This is a genomic window from Mesorhizobium sp. WSM4310 (genome assembly GCF_007003935.1).
Taxonomy (GTDB): domain Bacteria; phylum Pseudomonadota; class Alphaproteobacteria; order Rhizobiales; family Rhizobiaceae; genus Mesorhizobium.
Genome location: NZ_VFTA01000049.1, coordinates 1 through 17,412 on the forward strand (window position 1 = coordinate 1; position 17,412 = coordinate 17,412).

The window sequence follows — 17,412 nt, forward strand, 5'->3', positions numbered from 1 at the left end:
CCCGGGGCCCCTTCTTGCGTTTCTTGGGCACGCTTCCCATCTGCGCCCGGACTATCAGGCCTTTTCCTGCCGGGAAAAACCGATTAGACAGCGCCCAAACAGGATGCGGACAGATTCCGCCCGCAAAGAAGGAAAAGCCCTTGTCCACCACGTTCGACAAAGTCGCCAAGATCATTGCCGACACCAGCGAGATCGATATCGACACCATCACGCCCGAGAGCCACACGATCGACGATCTCGGCATCGACAGCCTCGATTTCCTCGACATCGTCTTTGCCATCGACAAGGAATTCGGCATCAAGGTGCCGTTGGAAAAGTGGACCCAGGAAGTCAATGACGGCAAGGCTTCGACCGACGACTACTTCGTCATGAAGAACCTGTGCGCCAAGATCGACGCGCTCGTCGCCGCCAAGACCGCCTGACGTCAGTTGAGCGCGTGACCTTGACGCGCTTTGCCGCCTGACCCACAAAGCCGCCCATGAGTAACCCCCGCGACGTCGTCATCACTGGTATCGGCCTTGTCTCCTCGCTGGGAGAAGGCCCTGACGCCCACTGGCAGAAGCTCGCGCAACCGGGCCTGCAGCCGGTGCTCGAAACCGCGCGCTTCGCGCCCTATACCGTTCATCCGCTGCCGGAGATCGACTGGAACCTGCAGATCGCCAAGCGCGGCGACCAGCGGCAGATGGAGACATGGCAACGGCTCGGCACCTATGCCGCCGGCCTGGCGCTCGACGATGCCGGCATCAAGGGCAATGACGAGCTTTGCACGACCATGGACATGGTGGTGGCCGCCGGCGGCGGCGAGCGAGACGAGGCGGTCGACGCCGCCATCCTCGCCGCTTCGGAAAGCCGCAACGACCGCGATGTACTGCTCAACGAGAAGCTGACCACGGAATTGCGGCCGACCTTGTTCCTGGCCCAGCTTTCCAACCTTCTCGCCGGCAACATCTCCATCGTCCACAAGGTGACGGGCTCCTCGCGCACCTTCATGGGCGAGGAAGGGGCCGGCGTTTCCGCCGTCGAGACGGCCGCGGCGCGGATCCGCTCGGGCCAGTCGACGCACGTGCTGGTCGGCGGCGCCTTCCAGACCGAACATTCCGATATGCTGCTCGGCTACGAGCTTGCCGGCTATCTGCATCGCGGCCCCTGGAAGCCTGTCTGGCAAAGGCAGGGTGCCGAGGGTGGCGGCGTGGTCTCCGGCTCCGGCGGCGCCTTCCTGGTGCTGGAACAGCGCGACCACGCAATGAGCCGTGGGCGCAAGATCTATGCCGAGCTCGGACCGGTCGTCTCCGGCCGGGCCAGGCGGTCGCGCGGAGAACTCGACGCCGAAATCGCCGGACTGCTCAGCCAGGCGGCGCTGCCGAACGGCAGACTACTCGCCATGTCGGGCGCGTCCGGCGCGCATGCCGCAACCACTGCCGAGAAAACAGCGCTCGATGCCGTCGAGACAATCGCCGCGCGCGGCTTCTCGACGCTGACCGGGCACATGAAGGAAGCGCAGTTTCCGTTCGCCGTGGCGCTGGCGGCACTCGCCGTTGACCGTAAGGCCGCCTACCCCGTCTTTGATGCCGCGGCCGAGAAGCCGTTCGAAGGCATTCCCGCAAGCGTCCTTGCAACGGCGATCGGCTATCACCAATTCGAAGGCATGGCGCTGGTCAAATCAGCGTAAGGCGGGCACTCGCCATGCTGCCATGCTGCAGAGATAAACCGCTCGAGGGCTCCGATGACCAATTTCAGAGATCACATGGGCAGGCCGATCGTCGCCGTCACCGGTATCGGCGTGGTGACTTCGCTTGGCGTCGGCAAGGCTGACAATTGGGCGGCGCTGACTTCGGGCAAGTCGGGCATCCACCCGATCACCCGCTTTCCGGTCGACCACCTCAACACCCGCATTTCCGGCATGGTCGACTTTCTGGACTCAAGCTCGAAGGGCGCCAGCCCCCTCACCTACGAGCTGGCCGAAACCGCCGCGCATGAAGCCGTGGCCGAATCCGGCCTTGATTCCAGCGATTTCGGTGGGCCTCTCTTCCTTGCCTCGCCGCCGGTCGAGCTCGACTGGCACGAACGCTTCTCGCTCTACAATTCCGACAAACAGGACGCCGGCGCCGAAAGGCTGCTGCGGGTAGCGCGCGGACTGAAGGAACTCGACATCTTCGAGACCACCCAGTTCGGCTCGATCGCTGACCGGCTCGCCGACCGGTTCGGCACGCGCGGCCTGCCGATCACGCTGTCGACCGCCTGCGCCTCGGGCGCCACAGCCATCCAGCTCGGCGTCGAGGCGATCCGCCGCAGCGAATGCGACCGGGCGCTGTCGATCGGCGCCGACGGCTCGGCGACCGCCGAGGCGCTGATCCGCTTCTCGCTGCTATCGGCGCTGTCGACCCACAACGACATTCCCGAAAAGGCTTCCAAGCCGTTCTCCAAGGACCGCGACGGCTTCGTGCTGGCCGAGGGCTCCGGCGCGCTGGTGCTGGAATCGCTGGAAGCAGCCCTGGCCCGTGGCGCGACCGTGCTCGGCATCCTGCGCGGCTGCGGCGAAAAGGCCGACGATTTCCACCGCACCCGCTCCAAGCCTGACGGTTCGCCGGCAATCGCGGCGGTTCGCGCCGCCCTTGCGGATGCGGGCCTCAGCAAGGACGAGATCGACTACGTCAACGCCCATGGCACCTCGACGCCGGAAAACGACAAGATGGAGCATTTGTCGCTGTCGACAGTGTTCGGCGAGCGCATCGGCTCGATGCCGGTCTCGTCGAACAAGTCGATGATCGGCCACACACTGTCCGCGGCGGGCGCCGTCGAGGCGGCGTTCTCGCTGATGACGATGCGCGAAAGCGTCATTCCGCCGACCATCAACTACGACAATCCCGACCCGGCGATCGTGCTCGACGTGGTGCCGAACAAGAAGCGCAACGCCGAGGTTCGCAGCGTTCTGTCGAACTCCTTCGGCTTCGGCGGCCAGAACACTTGCCTTGTCATGGCGCGGGAACCGGTCTAAGCGACCTTTTTCAGCCCCACTGAACCGACAGGCCCAATGCGCGCATTGCAACTTATCGAGGATCGCCGTCTTGAGACGGTGGACCTGCCGCCTCCCCCGCCACCCGCACTCGGCGAAGTCACGCTGCGCATCAAGGCAGTGGCGCTGAACCATATCGACGTCTGGGGCTGGCGCGGCATGGCCTTCGCCAAGCGCAAGCTGCCGTTGGTTGTCGGCGCCGAGGCCTCCGGCGAGGTCGAGGCGGTCGGTCCCGGCGTGTCCAGCCTGCTGCCCGGGCAATTGGTGTCGATCTACGGCGCGCGCACTTGCGGCCTTTGCCGCGCCTGTCGCGAAGGCCGCGACAATCTCTGTGAACATGTTTCCGGCGTCCACGGCTTCCATCTCGACGGTTTTGCCCAGGAGAAGATCAACCTGCCGGCGCGCCTGCTGGTCCCCGCCCCGCCCGGCGTGAGCGATATCGGCGCCGCGGTGGCCCCCGTCACCTTCGGCACGGTCGAGCACATGCTGTTCGACAATGCGAGATTGCACCCCGGCGAAACCATCCTCGTCCACGCCGGCGGCTCCGGCATCGGTTCGGCGGCGATCCAGCTGGCGAAGCGGATGGGCTGCACCATCATCACCACGGTCGGTTCCAACGACAAGATCGACAAGGCCAAGGCGCTCGGCGCCGACCAGGTCATCAACTACCGCGAAGACCGCTTCGAAGGCGTCGTGCGCAAGCTGACCAAGAAGAAGGGCGTCGATGTCGTCTTCGAACATGTCGGCGCCGACACCTTTGCCGGTTCGATGCTGTGCCTGAAGCGCGGCGGCCGCCTGGTGACCTGCGGCTCGACCTCGGGCGTTTCGACGCAGATCAACCTGATGCAGCTCTTCCAGCAGCAATTGAAGCTGCTCGGCTCCTTCGGCTGCCGCATGGAGAACATGGCCAACGCCATGCAGAAAATGGCGGCGGGACAGGTCGCGCCGGTCATCGACACCGAAGTCGGCTTCGACGATATCGACGCAGCGCTGAAGCGCATGGAAGGCCGCGACGTCTTCGGCAAGATCATCCTGCGCGTCGCCTGAGGCCTTGACTTCGGTGCTCAAGAAGTTTCGCCGCGATCTCAGGTTTCGCTATGGCAGGCAGTTGCGCCAGCTGAACTACTGGCTGGTTGCCCGCGCGGCGATGATCATCATTTCGGTGCTGCGCCTGCTGCCGGTCGACAGCGCGCTGAATTTCGCCGACCGCGTCGCGCGCTTTATTGGTCCCAGGGTCGGACGCCACCAGGTCGCCATCGACAATCTGCGCAAGGCCTATCCGGGAAAGAGCGAGGGTGAAATCCAGGCCATCGCCTCCGATATGTGGGGCAACATGGCCCGCCTTGCCGCCGAATATATCTTCCTCGACGCCCTGTTCGACTATGACCCGGCCGCCAGCATGCCCGGACGCGTCGAGGTCAAGGGAATAGAGCATTTCGTCGAGATCGCCGCGGAGAAGCAGCCGCACATCGTCTTCACCGGCCATCTCGGCAATTTCGAGCTGCTGCCGGTGGCGGCGGCGACCTTCGGCATGAACATCACGGCGCTGTTTCGTCCGCCCAACAACCCCTACCTCGCCGACTACATCCTTTCGACGCGGCGCTCGACCATGGGGGCGCTGCTGCCGTCGATGGCCGGCGCCTCCTTCGCATTGGCCGGAGTGCTGGAAAACGGCGGCAATATCGGCGTCCTTGTCGACCAGAAATTCTCCAACGGTCTGGACACGACCTTCTTCGGCCGCCCCTGCCAGAGCAACCGTGTGCTCGGCACGCTTGCCCGTCACTATGACTGCGACGTCTATCCGGCGCGTTGCATCAGATTGCCAGGCAACCGCTTCCGCCTCGAGATCGAGGACAGACTGGTCCTGCCTCGCACCGCCGACGGCAGCGTCGACGTTCACGCCACCACCCAGATGCTGAACGACGTGGTCGAGCGCTGGGTGCGCGAGGATCCCGGCCAGTGGATGTGGTTCCACAAAAGGTGGGAGATCAGCAACTGGCGGCGTAAAAAGCAGCCGCAGGCAAAGGCGCCGGCCGCGAACAGCTGACCCCTGAAGTGTTTGGCGCCTGCCATTTCCGGTACCGATGGGCCGCGATCCAGACATTCGTAACGTCGCTGGTCAGGGAATCTTAAACGACGAGAGCGCACATACCCCACCGAGATGTTCATCGACTGGGATGGAGCCCGTGGCATGACGAATATCGAAATGCCGCGGCTGGATCGGGATGGCCTCGAAGATCGTTCCTTCGGCCGTCTTGGCCGGGCATGGTCCTATCTTCGACAGCATGGCCTGCTGGAGCCGCTAAGGCTCATCCGCCGGCATGGGCTCGGCGCAAGCCTTGACTTTGTCCAGCGCAACATCAGGCATATGCTCGCCGACCGTCTCGCCCGGAAATGGGATCGCCGGCACCGCGTCGATACGGCCGGCTCGATCCAGCTCGGCGCCCTCAATGTCGTCGGTCCGCACCGCGCCATGGGCAATGAAGCCGTCTGCACGTCGCCCAGAACCTTCGACTTCATCATGAAGTCGCTGCCCCGCGATCTCCATGACCATACATTCATCGACATCGGCTCCGGAAAGTCGCGAACGCTGTTGCTGGCCTCGCAATATCCGTTCGCCGAGATCATCGGCGTGGAGTTCGCACGCGAACTGGTGGACATAGCCCGGAGCAACATCGAGCGTTTCCACGACCCGTCGCAGCAATGCCGGACGCTCAGCGTCGTCGAGGCGGATGCGGCGGCGTATGATTTCCCCGAAGCGCCGCTGGTGGTCTATTTCTACAATCCCTTTTCGAAGGACGTCTTCGATATCGTCCTGAAGAATCTCGTGTCGTCGCTCCAACGCCACCCGCGGGATTGCTTCATCGTCTATGGCAGCTCGAGCCACCGCGCCATCGATTGGGCAAGGCCCGCCATCCGTGACACCGGTATTTTCCGGGAACTGTCCGTGCCGGCCATGCCGGGCTTCCTCGATGCGGTCCGCACCATCGACTACGCGGTCTTCCAGCTTCAGGCAGCGTAACGTCTGTCTCTCGTCCTCTGAATGAAACGGGAGACGGTGCGCGCGGCGAACGGCGTGCCGGCGGTGAACCGCATCAGCGGGCCAAAGCTGTCGACCGCGCTCGCGCCGACGAAATGCAGGCCCGGGATGCTGGATTCGAACCCGGCGGAAAGCAGCGGCAACCCTTCCCGGCGCGCAATCGCGGCAAGCATTGCGGGCGCGAACAGACCGAGCTTGGCGATATCGATCCGGTAGCCCGTGCCTAGCAGGACGTGATCGAAGGTGGCGGCATCCTTCTCGAACCGCAGTTCGATGCCATTGTCCTTGGGGGATGCGCTGATGATCCTGCTGCCGGCCCTGATCTCTATCCCGTCGAAATCCGGCTTCAGCCAGCCCGTCGCACCGGCACCGAGGCTGCGCCTGTTGAGTCCGGCCCGGGCTGGCTCCGGGAACCGGTGCACGAAACCGGGGACCTCGACCAGCCAGGAAATCGGGAAAGGACCGACCCTGGACGGCGATGCGAGCCGCTCCGACAGGAAGTCGCGCAGGCTCCAACTCTGCTTTCCCGACAGCGCCCGATAGCCCAGCCAATGGATGTCGCCATGGCAGATGAGCTCGACTTCGGCCCCGTTTCGTTTGAGCAGAACGGCGGATTCGCAGGCGCTTTGCCCACGCCCGATGACGGCGACGCGCTTGCCGCGGAAGGCCTCATAACCAGTATGGTCACTGGCATGGCTGACAAGTTCTTTTTGGATGCCGTTGAAGACAGCGGGGATCAGTTGCTGGTTCATCAGGCCGGTGGCAACCACGACGCGACGCGCCTTCAAGGCATCGCCATCGGCCAGTGCCAGACGAAATCCGCCATTCGCCTTCTCGACGTGGTCCACCTTGCGGGTATCCAGATCCGGAACCGTCTGGGCCTGGATCCACAATCCATAGTCGACGAAGTTTTCGAGCAGCAGCGGTTCGCGTGGCGAGATTCCAAGAGCCTTGGCATAGGAATCGAGCGAGAGCGGACCTTTGGTGTGGCCGATATAGGTCGCGTGCCAGGGCGAGCGCAGCCTCATGCCTCTCGGCATATGGTCGCGCCAGAACGACATCGCGCCGCCGAGGGTAAGCGTATCGACGCCCGCTCGCTTGAGGGCGGAAGCCACGGCCAGCCCAAAAGGACCGGCGCCGATCACGGCCACCTCGCAGTCGGTCCTGGGCGTGAAAACGGTCATGTCAGCGGTCTCGCCTGTCTGGTTCTGCAGCCGTGGAACTCACTCCGTCACGCCGCCGTCCTAAACATTTCCCGGTTAAGATTGCGGAAAGTATCCGTCGCGTCAGCACTCTCCAGGCCGTCAACGGCACGTCGATCAGGCCAGGCATCGGGTCATTCGCCTGGAATGTCGCCCATGCCCGTACTTTGGCGAATGAACTGAAATAGGCGAGTTTTGCCAACCGGCCGCTCGAGATCAACCGGCCGGCCGCCACAATATCCCGGACCAGATACATCCACGACGTGTTGGGCCGCGCTGAACCTGTCTTTACCGGCTGGCCCGATTGGATCGCCCAAAGCATGGCGCCGAGGTCGACGCCAGCGGCGGCACCCAGCCCAAACCATGTCCAGGGCCGTGGATTGACGTCGAGCACCTTCATCGAGCCATCGCGCGCATCGCGCTTGAATTCGACCTCCACCAGCCCGTGATGCGCGATCGATCCAAGCAGCCGGCGCGCGGCGTCGATCAATTGCGGTTCGTCGACCACCTCCACGAAGGTGCTGGTGTAGCCGAAATCGACCGGATATTGCCGTGTACGGCGGGCGGTGAACTCCGCCACCGGCGCGCCCTCATTCCAGAGCGCCGCGTAGGAGAACTGGCCCTCGCCTCCGCCCGGTATCATCTCCTGAACCACGACATTGTCGCTACCGATCTCTTCGGCAGCCCAGGCATAGGCTGCCAAAAACGCTGCTCTGTCATTGGCGAGAACGGCCTTGGCACGCGCAAAACGGCTGCGCCCGCCCATATTCGGCTTCAGGATCACGGGAAAGCGAAGTTTGGCTGCCTCTGCCTGCACGAGCGAGCTGATCGCATAGGTCAGCGGAACGGCAAGCCCCAGTTCGCCCGCCCGGCGATACAGCAGCGGCTTTTCACAGACCCATTTCAGTTGCTCCCAAGGCGGCAGCACCACGTCGAACGCGGCGGACAACCGGTCGATCGATTGCGATACGAAGCGAACTTCTGGATCACCGCCGGCAATCAGCAGAAAACCGCCCAGCCCATGAACCTTGGCCAGATCGAGCAGGAAGGCGGCCGCACCACCATCGTCGGGGCCGGGCCACGTCATTGTCCGCCGGGCATATCGCGAAAAGCTGGGCAACGGCGTGTCGTTGCTCACCAGCCAGACGGGCACTTTCCGAGCGCCGAAGCTTCTGGCCAGCGCCAGCGTCCCGTGCGCCCCGCCAAGAATGAGCACCCCGGCGGGCCGACTGGGAAGACGATCGTCCATCTGTGACTGGGGATGCATCTGTCAATTCCAGCAAACGGCACGCAATGGCAGGTTTCCGGCGAACCGATTGATCAGCCGGAAATATTTAAGCCACCCCTAATAATTCAACCGCCCGATACTGCCGTTTGTCCTCTGTCAGACATTGGCATGGAAAGCACACCCCTAATCCCTCGGCAATAGCCGTCCTTCTCGGAACAGGTAAACCTTGGCCGATTGTTGTTGCCGTCAGTAGAATGTCTCGCGCCGGGCTCCGGCCCGGCAACGAGAATTCGCGCGTGCTGCTAGTTCGTCACGACAATGCGCGTGTTGCCGAAGCCCACTTCCCGCACCATGGCATAGAACGTCGCGGCATTGGCCGTGTGCAGCCGCACGCAGCCATGCGAGGCCGGACGGCCGAGTTGCCTGACGGCGCCCGTCCCATGGATGGCATAGCCGCCATGGAAGAACACCGAATAAGGCATCGGCGACATTTCGTATTTGCGCGAATACCACATCCGCGCGGTCCGCTGCGGCCGATACGTGCCACGTGGCGTGAAATAGCCCGGACGGGCAGTCGACACGACCCAGCGATAGACCTCCGAGCCGTACCGTACCGTCATCGTCTGCGACGACACGTCGATATTTGCTTCCAACATTGCCGCGTAACTTGCGGACGGCGTACCAAACAGCGCGGTTGCCAACATCGCCGCTGCTACGAGAAAGAACTTCCTCATGCGATCAAACCCCTTTGATTGCCCCTTGCCTTCTTGCCATCACGTTGTTTTTCAGCTTTTTAATGGCAGTGAACAGCTAGCACACACTCCTTGATCAATTCGCCAATCCAAAGCAGCGAATTTGAACGATTTCCCGCGATAGTTGCCGCAACGACACGCCGCACCGGCTTGATTGCCGGCGGGCTTGCAATGCAACGTCGTTCGTTGCTCAACTCCCCTGATGAACGAGCGACTCCTTCAAGCAATCGACGACAGGCGCGACGATGTCGTCGCGCTGACCGCTGACCTGATCCGTTTCCCGACCATCAATCCGCCTGGCGAGGCCTACCGGCCATGCGCCGAATATGTCGGCGCGCGGCTGAGGAAGCGTGGTTTTGAAACCGAATTCATTCGCGCCGAAGGCACGCCCGGCGACACTGATCGCTACCCGCGCGTTAATGTCGTGGCCCGCTTCGACGGCCGGTCGCCCGGCGCCTGCGTCCACTTCAACTCGCATATCGACGTGGTGGAGGCGGGCGACGATTGGACCGTCGATCCCTTTGCCGGCATCGTCAGGGACGGCAGGGTCTATGGACGCGGCGCCTGCGACATGAAGGGCGGCCTGGCCGCGTCGATCATCGCCGCCGAAGCCTTCATGGAGGTCTATCCCGACTTTCCCGGCGCCATCGAGATATCAGGCACCGTCGACGAAGAGTCCGGCGGCTTTGGCGGTGTCGCCCATCTGGCCGGGCTCGGCTATTTCTCCAAACCCAGGGTCGACCACGTCATCATCCCCGAGCCGTTGAACAAGGACCGAATCTGCCTTGGCCATCGCGGCGTCTGGTGGGCGGAGATCGAGACCAAGGGTGAGATCGCGCATGGCTCAATGCCGTTTCTCGGCGACAATGCGGTGCGCCATATGGGGGCCGTGCTCAGGGCGTTCGAGGACGAGCTGTTCCCGGCGCTCGATCGCAAGATAACGCGCATGCCGGTCGTGCCCGAAGGCGCCAGGCGCTCGACCATGAACATCAATTCCATCCATGGCGGCCAGACCGAGGATTTTCGGCCTGGCCTGCCTTCGCCCAACGTGCCCGATTCCTGCCGGCTGACCATCGACCGCCGCTTCCTGCTCGAGGAAGACCTCGCCACGGTCAAAGGCGAAGTGACCGGCATTCTCGAGCGGCTGAAGCGCGAGCGCAAAAAATTCGACTATGAGATCCGCGACCTGATGGAAGTGCTGCCGTTGATGACCGAGCGCGACGCGCCGGTGGTCAAGGCGGTGGCGCAAGGCATTCATGCGATCTTCGACCGCGAGCCCGACTACGTCATTTCGCCCGGCACCTACGACCAGAAGCACATTGCCCGCATCGGCCACATCTACGACTGCATCGCCTATGGGCCCGGCATTCTCGATCTCGCCCACCGGCCGGACGAGTGGGTCGGCATAGAGGACATGGTGGAATCGGCAAAGGTGATGGCGATCGGCCTCAACGTGCTGCTGCGCGGCACAACCGGATGATCGGCCCGCGGCGCAAAAACATTTCTCCTGGCGCGGCGCGACAGCACGAAACGCAATTTACTCCCGTGCGAAATCACGCTTCTATCCCCAGGCTTGAGCATTTGAGCATATCGGGAGTTCAGCGATGAAACTTTGGAAGACCCTTCTGGCCGCTGCCGTGCTGGCGGTCGCAACCGCCACTTCGGCGTTTGCCGCCCGGACCGATCTCGTCATCGGCATTCCGCTTGAACCCCCGCATCTCGACCCGACTGCCGGAGCGGCCGCGGCAATTAGGGAGGTCACCTACGCCAATGTGTTCGAGGGCCTGACCCGGATCGGCCCCAATGGCGAAGTCTTGCCGGATCTCGCCGAAAGCTGGACCATTTCCGATGACGGCAAGATCTATACCTTCAAGCTGCACACCGGCGTGAAATTCCACGATGGCGCCGATTTCAGCGCCGACGACGTGAAATTTTCGCTCGACCGTGCCCGCGCGGAAAACTCCGTCAACGCGCAAAAGCAGCTCTTTGCCGCCATCGACAAGGTCGACGTGGTCGACCCCGCCACCGTGAAGGTGACGCTGACCCACCCGCAAGGCTCGTTCCTCTACAATATGGGCTGGGGCGACGCGGTGATCGTGTCGCCGAAATCCGCCGACACCAACAAGGAAAAGCCTGTTGGTACCGGCCCGTTCAAGTTCGAGAGTTGGGCCAAGGGCTCATCGATCACGCTGCTGAAATCAGATCACTACTGGGGCGCCCCTGTCTTCCTCGAAAAGGTCGAGTTCCGCATCGTTCCCGATGCCGCGGCGGCGGTGCCGGCGCTGCTTTCCGGCGACATACAGGCCTTCCCCTTCTTCGATCCCGACAGCGTCTCCCAGGTCAAGGATGATCCGCGCTTCAAGGTGGTGGTCGGCGCGACCGAAGGCGAGACCATCCTGTCGATCAACAACAAGCAGCCGCCCTTCGACAAGTTGCAGGTGAGACAGGCGATCTCCTACGCGCTCGACCGCAAGGCGATCATCGACGGCGCCTCGGCCGGGCTCGGCCTGCCGATCGGCTCGCATATGTCGCCGGCCAACAAATATTATGTCGACCTCACCGGCCACTATCCGCACGACGTGGCCAAGGCCAAGAAACTGCTGAAGGAAGCAGGACTGGAGAACGGCTTCAAGGCCACGTTGAAGCTGCCGCCGACGACCTATGCACGGCTCGGCGGCGAGATCATCGCCTCGGAACTCCGCGATGTCGGCATCAACCTCGAGATCATCCCCGTCGAGTGGGCGCAGTGGCTGGACCAGGTGTTCACCAAGAAGGATTACGATCTGACCATCGTCTCCCATACCGAGCCAAACGACATCGATATCTATGCCCGCAAGGACTACTACTTCAATTACGACAACCCCACCTTCAAAAAGGTGATCGCAGATCTGGAACTGACGTCCGACGAGGCCAAGCGCAAGGAATTATATGCCCAGGCGCAGAAGATTCTGGCCGACGATGCCGTGGTCGGCTTCCTCTACGAATTGCCCAAGGTCGGGGTCTGGGACGCCAAGCTGCAAGGGTTGTGGGAAAGCGCACCGATACCTGCCAACGACCTGACCAAGGTGAAGTGGAGCGAGTGAGGTTCGTTTCGTCATCCTGGGGCGGAGCAGGCGCGCTGCGACTGTGCAGCCCCTGGGGTCCATTCCGTGACTTACGAGCGCCCTCGCGGTGCAGAATCTGGGAGACGTTGCTGTGGAAACAGTGAGGCGCGAGGCTGGTTCTGGACCGTCGCGCTGTTCGACCTCTGTTACGGAATGGATCCTGGGGTCTACGCGACGGAGCTTCGCTCCTGCTTCGCCCCAGGATGACGATACCTCTCTCGTCCCGTGTCCATGACCGCCTACCTCCTCAAGCGCCTCGCCATCTCGCTTGCCACGCTGGTGCTGGCCTCCATCGTGGTGTTCGCCGTGCTGGAAATCCTGCCGGGCGACCCGGCGCGGCTGATGTTGGGCATGAACGCCAGCGCCGACCAGGTCGAACTCTTGCGCAACCAGATGGGGCTGAATCAGCCCCTGCTCTTGCGCTACCTGCACTGGGCCGGCGGCCTGCTCAGCCTCGATTTCGGCCGCTCCTATACCTATTCGGTGCCGGTCATCGATCTCGTGCGTGAACGGCTTGCCGTCTCGCTGCCGCTGGCGCTGATCGCGCTTGCACTCTCCACGATCATCGCCATTCCGGTCGGCCTGTTTTCCGCCAGCCGGCGCGGCCGGGCCGGCGACACGATTTCAATGGGCGCGGCACAGCTTGGCGTTGCCGTGCCGAATTTCTGGTTCGCGCTGATGCTGATCTATGTCTTCGCCGTCTGGCTGCGGCTGGTGCCGGCCGGCGGCTTTCCCGGCTGGAGCGCCGGCATATCGCCTGCACTGAAATCGCTGCTGCTGCCGGCGGTGGCGCTTGCCTTGCCGCAGGCGGCCATCCTGGCGCGCGTCACCCGCTCGGCTCTGATCGAGGTGCTGAACGAGGACTATATCCGCACCGCCCGCGCCAAGGGCCTGCCCTATCGCACCGTGCTGTGGCGGCATGCATTGCGCAACGCCATGATCCCGGTCCTGACCATTCTTGGCCTGCAATTCGCCTTCCTGCTCGCCGGCACCATCATCATCGAGAATGTTTTTTATCTGCCTGGTCTCGGCCGGCTGGTGTTCCAGGCGATCACCCAGCGCGACCTGATCGTCGTCGAAAGCGTCGTCATGTTGCTGGTCGCCGCCGTCATTGCCGTCAACCTCGTCGTCGACCTTTCCTACGCGGTCGTCGATCCACGCCTGAGAAGCCGGCAATGACCCTGCACATCGACATCCCCGAGGAGACGCTCAGCGGCATCCTGGCCAAGGCGTTCCGGAACACGGCTTTCGTCGCCGGCTTCGTCATCACAGTGCTGATCCTGGTGATGGCTGTCATCAGCTACCTCTGGACGCCTTACGATGTGACGAAGCTGATCATAGCCGACAAGACGCAAGGCCCCTCGCTGGCGCATTGGTTCGGCACCGACCATTTCGGCCGCGACATCCTGTCGATGATCATGGTCGGTGCCCGCAATTCGATCGCCGTGGCGCTGGTCGCGGTCGGCATCGGCATGGGTGTCGGCGTGCCGCTCGGCGCTTTTGCCGCCGCGCGCGGCGGCCTCGTCGACGAGGCGCTGATGCGCGTCAACGATCTCGTGTTCGCCTTTCCCGCGCTGCTGTCGGCCATCATGATAACAGCCATCTTCGGGCCGGGCGCCGTCAACGCCATCATCGCCATCGGCATCTTCAACATCCCGGTCTTTGCCCGCGTCGCCCGCGCCGGCGCGCTGGCGATCTGGCCGCGCGAGTTCATCCTGGCCGCGCGCGCCGCGGGAAAAAGCAGCACGCAGATATCGATCGAACATGTGCTGCCCAACATCGCCACGCTGCTCCTGGTGCAAGGCACCATCCAGTTCGCGCTGGGCATCCTCGCCGAAGCCGGGCTTTCCTATCTCGGCCTCGGCGCGCAGCCGCCAATGCCGAGCTGGGGCCGCATGCTGTTCGACGCCCAGACGCGCATGGTGGTGGCGCCGTGGATGGCGATCTTCCCCGGCATGGCGATCGTCATCACCGTGCTCGGCCTGAATCTCCTGGGCGACGGCATCGCCGACATTCTCGACCCGAAATCGCGGCGGCAGCGATGAGCCTGCTGGAAATCGACAGTCTGTCGCTGACCATCGGCGACACGCAGATCCTGAAGGGGATGGAGCTTTCCGTCGCCCCCGGCGAGGTGATGGGGCTGGTCGGCGAATCCGGCTCCGGCAAGTCGATGACCGCGCTGACGGCGATGCGGCTTTTACCGCATGCAGCGCGCGCCACCGGGCGCGTCACCTTCGACGGCATCGACATCCTGGCGGCAACCGAGGACCAGATGTGCGCGCTGCGCGGCGACGACATCGGCATGGTGTTCCAGGAGCCGATGACAGCTCTCAATCCAGTGAAGACCATCGGCGAGCAGGTCGCCGAAGGCATACGCTGGCATACCAAGGTCACACGCGCGGCGGCCGAAGAGCGGGCGCGAAAAATGCTCGACCGCGTTGGCCTGCCGCAAGCGAAATTCCCGCTGTCGCGCTATCCGCACGAACTCTCCGGTGGCCAGCGCCAGCGCGTCGTCATCGCCATCGCATGCGCGCTGAAGCCGAAGCTCTTGATTGCCGACGAGCCGACGACGGCGCTCGACGTGGTGCTGCAGGCGCAGATCCTCGACCTCCTGCGCGACCTTGTCGCGGAGAGCCGCATGGGTCTGCTCCTGATCTCGCACGACCTCGCCGTGGTGACCGAGATGGCCGATCGCATCACCATCCTGCGCCGCGGCGAGGTGATGGAGGCCGGCGACACCGCCCGCACGCTGTCCGAACAGCTCCACCCCTACACACGCCAGCTGGCGCAGGCCTCGATGCATGTGCCGGCACGCGCCAGAACGCACGATACAAGTCAGGGCAAGCCCCTGATCCAGGTCGAAGGCGTGACCCGCGACTACCCCGGGCGGCGCAGCTCCCTGCTCAAACGGGCAGCCCCTATCCGCGCCGTCGACGATGTCTCGCTGTCGATGCAGCCGGGCCAGTCGGTGGCGCTGGTCGGCCGCTCCGGCTGCGGCAAGTCAACACTCGCCCGCATGATCCTGGCATTGGATCGACCGAGTTCGGGCACGATCCGGTTTCGCGGCGAGACCATTACCGGCAAGAGCGAAGTCGAGCTAAAACCCGCCAGGCGCGACATGCAGGTTGTCTTCCAGGACCCATACGGCTCCTTCGATCCGCGCCAGAAGGTCGAGAAACTGGTTGCCGAGCCGCTGCACGTGCTGGAGAAAAAACCGACGCGCGCCGAGCGCCGCGAGATGGTTGCGCATGCGCTGCACGAGGTCGGCCTCGACCAGCGCGACATGGATAAATACCCGCACGAATTTTCCGGCGGCCAGCGCCAGCGCCTGTCGATCGCCCGCGCTATCATCACCCGCCCCAAGCTGGTCGTCGCTGACGAGCCGGTCTCGGCGCTCGATGTCTCGATCCGCGCGCAAATCCTCGATCTGTTCGCCGAGCTCAATCAAAAACTCGGCATCGCCTATCTCTTCATCACCCATGACCTGACTGTCGCCCGCGCCATCACGGACGAGGTGCTGGTGATGCATGACGGCAAGATCGTCGAGCGTGGCAAGACGACCGAGGTGCTCGATCATCCGCAATCAGAAGCGGCACAGGCGCTCGTCGCTGCCGCGCCGGACCTGCATCGGGCGATCGCCCAGAAGATGCAAGAGCAAGGCTGAGCGGGTGAAAGAACCTACTCTTCCGGCTTCACCACATCGACCGGGCTGATGTCGAGCAGGTCGAGCGTGCGGCGCAAGAGGCGCACCTCGCTCTCGGCCAGCTGCGAATCCGCCTTGGCGATCTCAGCCATGTGCTGGGCCAATTGCTTGCGCCGTTCGACGTCGAGATCGCGAAACAGCGCGATCGCCTGCGAGCCATTGGTCTCGTAGCCGAACTCATTGAGATATTCGATGACGGCGTCGATGCTGGTTTCCTGAATGCCGAAGGCGTCCTTGCAGATCCGCCGGAAGGCAACCATCTCGCTCTCGCTGACCGTCCCGTCGGCCAGGATCATACGGAAAAGCATCAGCAGTTCCGCCGACAGGACAGGATCGTCGGCAACCTTGCGCACGCCCGGGTCGCCGTCGAAGATGGAGCGTATCTGGTCCAGCAATGCGAATGCCATCAGGGTCTCTTTCCGGGTTAACCAAATCCAAGCGCATTGCGCTTGGATAGAGGTAGCGCGGAATCGGCCTTGCGCAAACAGGGCTGTCGTGGTCGAACGCCGTTATCCCGCCGACCGGACGCCTCCTCACATCAGATGATCGATCTCACCACCCAGACAATCGTCATGCTCGCCTTCGCCGCCTTTGCGGCGGGCTTTGTCGATTCTATTGCCGGCGGCGGTGGGCTGATCACCATTCCGGCGCTTTTGCTTGCCGGCTTCTCGCCGGTCGAAGCGCTTGGGACCAACAAGCTGCAAGGCATGTTCGGCTCCGGCTCGGCGACCATCCACTATGCCTCCAAGGGCCATGTCGATCTTCGCCGGCAATTGCCGTCGGCGCTGTTGGCGGCTGCAGGCGGTGTCATTGGCGCCTTGCTGGCCACCATCGTTCCGGGCGATCTCCTGCGCGCCCTGCTGCCCCTGGTGCTGATCGCCATCGCGCTCTATTTCGCGCTCAAGCCCAACATGAACGATGTCGACCGGGCCGAGCGCCTGTCGCCATTCCTGTTCGGACTGGCCCTGGTGCCGGCGATCGGCTTCTATGACGGCCTGTTCGGCCCGGGCGCCGGCTCCTTCTATATGCTGGCCTTCGTCGCCCTTGCCGGCTACGGCGTGCTCAAGGCGACGGCGCACACCAAGCTGCTCAACTTCGCTTCCAACATCGGCGGCTTCATCGTCTTCGCCGCTGTCGGCGTCATCTCCTGGAAGATCGGCCTGATGATGGGCGTTGCCCAGTTCCTCGGTGCCCGCGTCGGCGCGAGCCTCGCCATGCGCATCGGCGCCAGACTGATCAAGCCGCTGCTGGTGATCGTCTGCCTGGCGCTGGCCGTAAAGCTGCTGGCCGATCCGGCCAACCCGCTGCGTGTCCTGATTGGTGTGTGATCACGCGCCTGTTACTATGGCGCTGTTCGAATCATGTTGGAG

16 protein-coding genes are annotated in these 17,412 nt (G+C 63.4%); 12 read left to right on the forward strand and 4 right to left on the reverse strand.

Annotated features, from left to right (window positions below):
* Positions 1–140: 140 nt before the first annotated feature.
* From FJV80_RS31225 to FJV80_RS31250, 6 genes are all read left to right on the forward strand, one after another.
* A complete protein-coding gene (locus FJV80_RS31225) occupies positions 141–422 on the forward strand; it encodes an acyl carrier protein (RefSeq protein WP_010909964.1) in 282 nt (93 codons plus the stop codon).
* Between the two features lie 56 nt (positions 423–478).
* Positions 479–1,669: a beta-ketoacyl-ACP synthase gene (locus FJV80_RS31230; protein ID WP_095790945.1), complete on the forward strand. Its 1,191-nt coding sequence runs from the start codon at positions 479–481 to the stop codon at positions 1,667–1,669.
* A gap of 54 nt (positions 1,670–1,723) precedes the next feature.
* Positions 1,724–2,995, forward strand: coding sequence for a beta-ketoacyl-ACP synthase (locus FJV80_RS31235; protein WP_142878225.1), 1,272 nt, complete (start codon positions 1,724–1,726; stop codon positions 2,993–2,995).
* Between the two features lie 36 nt (positions 2,996–3,031).
* Entirely contained in the window at positions 3,032–4,060 is a 1,029-nt protein-coding gene (locus FJV80_RS31240; protein ID WP_142878226.1) for a zinc-binding dehydrogenase, read from the forward strand.
* Between the two features lie 13 nt (positions 4,061–4,073).
* On the forward strand, positions 4,074–5,060 hold the full coding sequence (locus tag FJV80_RS31245) for a lipid A biosynthesis lauroyl acyltransferase (protein WP_185975293.1): 987 nt from the start codon (positions 4,074–4,076) through the stop codon (positions 5,058–5,060).
* A gap of 144 nt (positions 5,061–5,204) precedes the next feature.
* Entirely contained in the window at positions 5,205–6,035 is an 831-nt protein-coding gene (locus tag FJV80_RS31250) for a class I SAM-dependent methyltransferase (RefSeq protein WP_246689092.1), read from the forward strand.
* Here the strand turns inward: FJV80_RS31250 and FJV80_RS31255 are convergent.
* From FJV80_RS31255 to FJV80_RS31265, 3 genes are all read right to left on the reverse strand, one after another.
* Positions 6,023–7,237 carry an NAD(P)/FAD-dependent oxidoreductase gene (locus FJV80_RS31255; RefSeq protein WP_142878229.1) on the reverse strand — a complete coding sequence of 405 codons (1,215 nt, stop codon included), beginning with the start codon at positions 7,235–7,237 and terminating at the stop codon, positions 6,023–6,025. The two genes, FJV80_RS31250 and FJV80_RS31255, sit on opposite strands and share 13 nt — an antisense overlap.
* Position 7,238: 1 nt before the next feature.
* Positions 7,239–8,504, reverse strand: a complete 1,266-nt coding sequence (locus FJV80_RS31260) for an ATP-grasp domain-containing protein (RefSeq protein ID WP_246689093.1) — start codon at positions 8,502–8,504, stop codon at positions 7,239–7,241.
* Between the two features lie 281 nt (positions 8,505–8,785).
* Positions 8,786–9,217: a L,D-transpeptidase gene (locus FJV80_RS31265; RefSeq protein WP_095772917.1), complete on the reverse strand. Its 432-nt coding sequence runs from the start codon at positions 9,215–9,217 to the stop codon at positions 8,786–8,788.
* 220 nt (positions 9,218–9,437) lie between these two features.
* Here FJV80_RS31265 and FJV80_RS31270 point away from each other — a divergent pair, with 220 nt between their 5' ends.
* The 5 genes from FJV80_RS31270 (at position 9,438) to FJV80_RS31290 (ending at position 16,003) form a co-directional block, all read left to right on the forward strand.
* Positions 9,438–10,715 (forward strand): acetylornithine deacetylase/succinyl-diaminopimelate desuccinylase family protein, encoded by a 1,278-nt coding sequence (locus FJV80_RS31270; protein WP_142878231.1) that lies wholly within the window; start codon positions 9,438–9,440, stop codon positions 10,713–10,715.
* Positions 10,716–10,839: 124 nt separating this feature from the next.
* Positions 10,840–12,318, forward strand: a complete 1,479-nt coding sequence (locus FJV80_RS31275; RefSeq protein ID WP_142878232.1) for an ABC transporter substrate-binding protein — start codon at positions 10,840–10,842, stop codon at positions 12,316–12,318.
* A 252-nt stretch (positions 12,319–12,570) separates the two neighbouring features.
* Positions 12,571–13,518 carry an ABC transporter permease gene (locus FJV80_RS31280; RefSeq protein ID WP_095790939.1) on the forward strand — a complete coding sequence of 316 codons (948 nt, stop codon included), beginning with the start codon at positions 12,571–12,573 and terminating at the stop codon, positions 13,516–13,518.
* Entirely contained in the window at positions 13,515–14,384 is an 870-nt protein-coding gene (locus FJV80_RS31285; RefSeq protein WP_142878233.1) for an ABC transporter permease, read from the forward strand. The genes FJV80_RS31280 and FJV80_RS31285 overlap by 4 nt, the downstream gene beginning before the upstream one ends.
* Entirely contained in the window at positions 14,381–16,003 is a 1,623-nt protein-coding gene (locus FJV80_RS31290; RefSeq protein ID WP_095772921.1) for a dipeptide ABC transporter ATP-binding protein, read from the forward strand. The genes FJV80_RS31285 and FJV80_RS31290 overlap by 4 nt, the downstream gene beginning before the upstream one ends.
* 14 nt (positions 16,004–16,017) lie before the next feature.
* Here the strand turns inward: FJV80_RS31290 and FJV80_RS31295 are convergent, their stop codons facing one another.
* Positions 16,018–16,449, reverse strand: coding sequence for a TerB family tellurite resistance protein (locus FJV80_RS31295; RefSeq protein ID WP_027046940.1), 432 nt, complete (start codon positions 16,447–16,449; stop codon positions 16,018–16,020).
* A gap of 135 nt (positions 16,450–16,584) precedes the next feature.
* Between FJV80_RS31295 and FJV80_RS31300 the strand changes: the two genes are divergently transcribed.
* On the forward strand, positions 16,585–17,370 hold the full coding sequence (locus FJV80_RS31300; protein ID WP_095772922.1) for a TSUP family transporter: 786 nt from the start codon (positions 16,585–16,587) through the stop codon (positions 17,368–17,370).
* Positions 17,371–17,412 lie beyond the last annotated feature (42 nt).